Origin of the sequence: Mycobacterium sp. 852002-30065_SCH5024008, from assembly GCF_001665645.1 — a bacterium.
GTDB lineage: Bacteria > Actinomycetota > Actinomycetes > Mycobacteriales > Mycobacteriaceae > Mycobacterium > Mycobacterium paraffinicum.
In genome coordinates this window covers 23589-29673 of the sequence record NZ_LZSZ01000098.1, presented here as the reverse complement: position 1 = coordinate 29673, position 6085 = coordinate 23589, and the positions used below count along the sequence as shown (strand labels likewise).

The following is a 6085-nucleotide window of genomic DNA, read 5'->3' as shown; positions in this document are numbered from 1 at the left end:
AGATGTGTATAAGAGACAGGGCCGGGTGGGGCCGCCACGACGCCCGGATCGCCGGGGGCCGGGTCCGGATCCGCCAGCGCCGGAGCGGCGCTCAAGACCAGTGCCAAACCCATGATTGAAGCCAATCCGGCTGCGTTCAGGGTGGCCCAAAGCCTCCCTCGCGTCCAGCCCGACATATGCATCCTCCACGCTCGAGTTCCTGACACAGTGTGGCATAGGGCGCACTCCAGCTAACGCATTCCGGGGTGCCGGGCGCCCCGTTCTTGCCGCATTTGCGCCGTTGAGCTGGCCAGCTATGAATCGCCTGAGCTTGTCGGCGCAACGTCGAGTGCCTGGCGGTTGGCCGCCGCACCGACCAGCGCGGCCGCCATCAAACCGGCCGACGCGGCCAGCATCAGGACGATGCTGCGCTCGTACAGCAAGCCGCCCGCCAGCGCGCCCGCCATGATGCCCACCTGGAACGCCGTCACGTACAGCCCCGACGCCCCGTCGGGATCGTCGGCCCCACTGCGCATCGCCGCGGACTGCATCATCGGCGATACGGCGGTCGCCATCGCCCCCCAGAGCACGATCGCTGCCGTCCCGATCAGGGCTGCCGCCGCGGCGGGCCGGCCGCCCAGCGCCAGCGCGGTCAGCACGACGAGCGCGGCCGTCAGGCCGGTCATGCAACCGATGATCGCCCCTTTGGGCCGGCGGTCGAGCGGCCGCGCCACCATGCCCACGGCGACCACCCCGGCGGCGCCATAGGCGGCCAGCACCCACGCGAGGTTCGGCCCGCGCACGCCGACGACTTCGCGGATGATCTCGACGATGTAGGTGTAAGAGACGAAATGCCCGGTCACGCCGATCATGGTGATGATGCTGACGATGATCAGCCGGCGGTTGCGGTGGTGGCGGGCCCGGGGACCCACGCACTTGAGCTGGTCCGCGGTGAGCACCATCTCCGGCAACATCACCCGGGCGGCCACCGTGACGATGGCGGCGGCCACGGTCACACACACCACCGCCAGGCGCCAGCCCCACATCAGGCTCATCGCCGCGGTCAGCGGGCTGCCGACGACCAGCGCGAGGCTGGTCCCGATGTAGATCGACATCGTCGCGCGGCCGGCGTGGCTTGGCGGCACCAGCCGGGTCGCGATCGGCGCGATGACCGACCAGAGCAGGCCATGGGTGAGCGCGCAGAGCACGCGACCGGCGGCCAGCACCGCGAAGGTGGGTGCCAGCGCGGAGATCACCTGGGAGACGGTCAGGCAGGTCAGGCTGATCACCAACACCCGGCGGCGCGGCAGGTGCGCGGTCCAGCGCACCAGCGGGATCGTCGTCAGGGCCGCCACCAGGGCGTACCACGACAGCAGGGTGCCCACCAGCACCAGGCTGACGTGCAGGTTGCGGGCGATGGCCGGCAGCGCGCCGACGGGCAGGATCTCAGCGGTGACATAGATGAAGGCCGCCGCGGCCAGCACAACGAGCTGGGCGGCGATCCGTGGGGTCCACGTTCGCGCGGCAGCATTGGGTTCGGCAGTCATGGCGTCGGTATCGGCCGGGCTACCCAGGTCCTGGGTTGTCGCGCCTAATGCGATCACACTGCCTTACCGTACGGACCGCAACTACGGCTCCCCCCTTGTCAGGGCCGGAGCTCGGGTCTCAACTCGATCACCAATCAGGAACGAACCAGGCGCGCGATGGCGGCGGAAGCTTCGGCGAGCTTGTGATCGGCATCGTCGCCGCCCTCGGCCACGGCCCGGGTGACGCAGTGGTTGAGGTGCTCGTCAAGCAGGTTCAGCGCGACGGAACGCAGGGCGCTGTTCACGGCGCTGATCTGGGTGAGGACGTCGATGCAGTACTTGTCTTCCTCGATCATCTTGGCGATGCCTCGCACCTGACCCTCGATGCGCCGCAGCCGCTTGGCGTAGTTGTCCTTCTGCTGCGAATATCCGTGCTCGTTCGTCATCGCCTGCCTCACCTCTGCCACTACGCGCCCGTCGGGCGCCACGAATTCACTTTATACCCCGCCCGGGTATGACCCGCGGATTTGCCGTCCGGCCAGTTCACGCATACTTGCAGGATGGCCACAACACGCGATGCGACTGGAGTCACCGACATCAAACCGCGCAGTCGTGACGTAACCGACGGCCTGGAGAAGGCCGCCGCCCGCGGCATGCTGCGGGCGGTCGGCATGGGTGACGAGGACTTCGCCAAGCCGCAGATCGGGGTGGCGTCGTCGTGGAACGAGATCACGCCGTGCAACCTCTCGCTGGACCGCCTCGCCAAGGCGGTCAAGGAAGGCGTGTTCGCGGCCGGCGGCTACCCGCTCGAGTTCGGGACGATCTCGGTTTCCGACGGGATCTCGATGGGCCACGAGGGGATGCACTTTTCGCTGGTGTCGCGCGAGGTGATCGCCGACAGCGTCGAGACCGTGATGCAGGCCGAGCGCCTCGACGGGTCGGTGCTCCTGGCCGGCTGCGACAAGTCGCTGCCCGGGATGCTGATGGCCGCCGCGCGCCTGGATCTGGCGGCGGTGTTCCTGTATGCAGGCTCCATCCTGCCCGGACGAGCGAAGCTGTCCGACGGCACAGAACGCGAGGTCACCATCATCGACGCGTTCGAGGCCGTCGGCGCGTGCGCCCGCGGCTTGATGTCCCGGGAGGACGTCGACGCCATCGAGCGCGCAATCTGTCCCAGCGAGGGCGCGTGCGGCGGCATGTATACCGCCAACACGATGGCCAGCGCCGCGGAGGCCCTCGGCATGTCGTTGCCCGGCAGCGCGTCGCCGCCGGCCACCGATTACCGCCGCGACGGGTTTGCCCGCCGCAGCGGCCAGGCCGTCGTGGAGTTGCTGCGCCGCGGCATCACCGCCCGCGACATCCTCACCAAGGAGGCGTTCGAAAACGCCATTGCGGTGGTGATGGCGTTCGGCGGGTCGACCAACGCCGTGCTGCACCTGCTGGCGATCGCGCACGAGGCCGACGTCGAGCTGTCGCTCGACGACTTCAGCCGGATCGGTTCGAAGGTTCCGCATCTGGCCGACGTCAAACCGTTTGGCCGCCACGTCATGTCGCATGTCGACCAGATCGGCGGCGTGCCGGTGGCGATGAAAGCGCTGCTGGATGCCGGTCTGCTGCACGGGGATTGCCTGACGGTGACGGGTGAGACCGTTGCCGAGAACCTGGCCGCGATCGACCCGCCCGACCCGGATGGCAAGGTGCTGCGGGCCCTGGACAATCCCATCCACCCGACCGGCGGCATCACGATCCTGCGCGGATCGCTGGCGCCCGAGGGCGCGGTGGTCAAGTCGGCCGGTTTCGACTCGCAGGTGTTCGAGGGCACGGCAAGGGTTTTCGACGGTGAGCGCGCCGCGCTGGACGCCCTCGAGGACGGGACGATCACCAAGGGCGACGCAGTGGTGATCCGCTACGAGGGCCCCAAGGGCGGGCCCGGGATGCGGGAAATGCTCGCGATCACCGGCGCGATCAAGGGTGCCGGACTGGGTAAGGACGTACTGCTGCTGACCGACGGCCGCTTCTCCGGCGGGACGACCGGCCTGTGCGTGGGCCACATCGCACCCGAGGCGGTCGATGCCGGGCCGATCGCCTTTTTGCGCGACGGCGACCCGATCCGCCTGGACGTCGCCAACCGGGTCCTCGACGTCCTGGTCGATCCGGCCGAATTCGATTCCCGGCGAGAGGGTTTCACCCCTCCCCCGCCGCGCTACCAAACCGGCGTACTGGCCAAGTACGTCAAGCTGGTGAGCTCGGCGGCGATCGGCGCGGTCTGCGGTTAGGTCCGATCGCCGCTTCGCTCAACGGGTTTGGAAACTATGCGTGGGTGGCCGCCTCGCGCGTGCGCCTGCCGAAGTACGTGGCGTTGAGGCCCAACACCGTCAGCAACGCACCGGCGATGATATTCGACCACATCATGCCGGCGGTCAGCACGACGCCCGGCAGAATCCACAGCGAGACGATGACCCACACACCGAGCACCGGCATCGTCCAGGTCATGCCGTGGGCGCGGTCGAGCGCCGTCGCGAACCCGTACGCCAAGAACGCCGCCGCGATTCCGGCAACCAGGTTCGACGTGGCGAGCGACCCCGTCGCGCTGAAACCCACCATCCACGGTGACGCGGCCACATACAGGCCGGTCAGCAACGCCAGCCCGAAGGTGACGTGCGCACTCATCGACTCGGCGACGCGGTCATAGCTCGCGCGTAGAGCCAACAAATCCGGGTGGTAATCGATTGATGAATGGACTGTACTCATTTTGTGACCTTTCTGTTATGCAGCAAGCCTTTTGAGCCGGCTGCACCCATCCATCTGCCGTCAAGATTACGCTCGATCGCGGCGCGCCAGCAACGAAATCAAGCCCGCCAGAAGCCGGATTGACCTCCCGCGTAGCGTCTTAACACATGGACCTCGCGGACCGGCTGCGCCTGGACGTTCCGGTCGCGCAGGCGGGCATGGGCGGTGGCCTGGCGGGTGGGGCGCTGGCGGCCGCGGTCGCCCAGGCGGGCGGCCTCGGCACCCTGGGCCTGGCCACCCCGCGCCGGCTCCGGGCGGCCATCGATGAGGTGCGCGAGCGGGCGCCGGGCCGCGCTGTCGCGGTGAACCTGTTGATGCCCTTTGTGCATCGCTCGCACGTCGCGGTCTGCGTCGACGCCGGTGTTGACGTCGTCGTGCTGGCGTTCGGCGAAAAGCGGGGACTCGTGCAGCACCTTCGCGATGCCGGCATCTTCGTCTTCGTGATGGTCGGTACCGCGGCACAGGCCGGCGCCGCTATCGGTTGGGGCGCCGATGGTTTGATCGCCCAGGGCCGCGAGGCCGGTGGCCACCTCGTTGGCACCATACCGGCACTGCAGTTCCTGCCGCAGGCGCTGGCCGGGGCCGGCACTCGCCCCGTGTTTCTCGCCGGCGGTATCGCCACCGGCACCGACACCCGGGCCGCCCTGGCGGCGGGCGCCAGCGGCGTCGTCGCCGGAACGCGATTCCTGATGACGCACGAGGCCAACGCCAACCGGGAGTATCAGCGGCGAGTAGCCCAGGCGGACAAGACGATCGAAACCAACTTGTTCGGCCTGAGCTGGCCGCTGCGGCATCGCGTCGTACCCAACGCCGCGACGCGGCGCTGGTGCCGCGACGACGGCTGGGCAAAAGCTTTGCCGGCGTCCATCAACTCGGCGAGCCGCTCGATGGCCGCGCTGGGCTACTTCGACGCCGCCGCATTGATGCGCCTGCAGTCGGCGAGCCGCCCGCTGTTCACGCCGCTCGCACCGCTCGCCACGATGCCCGATGCCTGGGTGGACCGTGCGGCGCTGTACGCCGGTGAAACCGCGCTGCGCATCGGCGAACTCACCTCCGCCGCCCAGGCGGTCGCCGACCTCAGCCCGCGCTGACCGACGCTAACGCACCAACGCGAGCGCGAAGCCGTCCCAGCGCTTGGCTCCCACCGTTTGGATCACTGCCGTGTCGAGTCGCGGGTGCTTACCCATCAATTCCAACGTCTCCCGCACGGCCCGCGCCTGGGCGTTGTCCTGCGGGTCCAGGACCTGCCCTTCTCGAATGACGTTGTCCGCCACGATGAGTGCGCCGGGACGGGCCAGCCGGACCGCCCACTCCAGGTACGCGACGTAGTTCTCTTTGTCGGCGTCGATGAACACCAGGTCGAACGGGCCGCCGTTCAATGTCGGCAGCGTGTCCAGCGCGGCGCCCACTATCACCTCCACCCGGTCGGCGAGACCCGCCCGCTCCAGGTTGGCCCGTGCGACCTCGGCGTGCCTGGGCTCGTACTCCAGCGTCACCACCCGGCCCTGCGGGCCGGCGCCGCGGGCCAGCCAGATGGTGCTGAAGCCGCCCAGCGTGCCGATCTCGAGGATGCGGTGCGCCCGGATGGCCCCGGCCAACAGGCTCAGAAACTTGCCCTGCTGGGCCGACACGGCAATCTGCGGTAACCCGGCGGCGTCGCTGGCTTCCACTGCCGCGCTCAGGGCCGCATCATCGCCAACCACGGTGTTGTCCAGAAAGGCGTCGACTTCTTGGGGGGTTGGTTTCTGCGTCATGCGATCAACGCTAGCCGCGGGAGGCCGCACCGGCAG

Annotated in this window: 6 protein-coding genes; 2 read left to right on the top strand and 4 right to left on the bottom strand. The window is 68.8% G+C overall.

Annotated features, from left to right (window positions below):
* Positions 1–293: 293 nt before the first annotated feature.
* Together A5781_RS13795 and A5781_RS13790 are read right to left on the bottom strand one after the other, a co-directional pair.
* Positions 294–1553 carry an MFS transporter gene (locus A5781_RS13795; RefSeq protein ID WP_369817725.1) on the bottom strand — a complete coding sequence of 420 codons (1260 nt, stop codon included), beginning with the start codon at positions 1551–1553 and terminating at the stop codon, positions 294–296.
* A gap of 107 nt (positions 1554–1660) precedes the next feature.
* Positions 1661–1951 carry a metal-sensitive transcriptional regulator gene (locus A5781_RS13790; protein WP_067206667.1) on the bottom strand — a complete coding sequence of 97 codons (291 nt, stop codon included), beginning with the start codon at positions 1949–1951 and terminating at the stop codon, positions 1661–1663.
* Between the two features lie 114 nt (positions 1952–2065).
* On the opposite strand from A5781_RS13790, the gene ilvD reads away from it, so the two are divergent.
* Positions 2066–3781 carry a dihydroxy-acid dehydratase gene (gene ilvD, locus A5781_RS13785; RefSeq protein ID WP_067206664.1) on the top strand — a complete coding sequence of 572 codons (1716 nt, stop codon included), beginning with the start codon at positions 2066–2068 and terminating at the stop codon, positions 3779–3781.
* Between the two features lie 34 nt (positions 3782–3815).
* Here ilvD and A5781_RS13780 read toward each other — a convergent pair whose 3' ends face one another.
* Entirely contained in the window at positions 3816–4256 is a 441-nt protein-coding gene (locus tag A5781_RS13780) for an SPW repeat protein (RefSeq protein WP_067206661.1), read from the bottom strand.
* A gap of 146 nt (positions 4257–4402) precedes the next feature.
* On the opposite strand from A5781_RS13780, the gene A5781_RS13775 reads away from it, so the two are divergent.
* Entirely contained in the window at positions 4403–5386 is a 984-nt protein-coding gene (locus tag A5781_RS13775; RefSeq protein ID WP_067206658.1) for a nitronate monooxygenase family protein, read from the top strand.
* A gap of 6 nt (positions 5387–5392) precedes the next feature.
* Here the strand turns inward: A5781_RS13775 and A5781_RS13770 are convergent, their stop codons facing one another.
* Complete coding sequence (locus A5781_RS13770) at positions 5393–6049, bottom strand: O-methyltransferase (RefSeq protein ID WP_067206655.1); 657 nt, start codon at positions 6047–6049, stop codon at positions 5393–5395.
* Positions 6050–6085 lie beyond the last annotated feature (36 nt).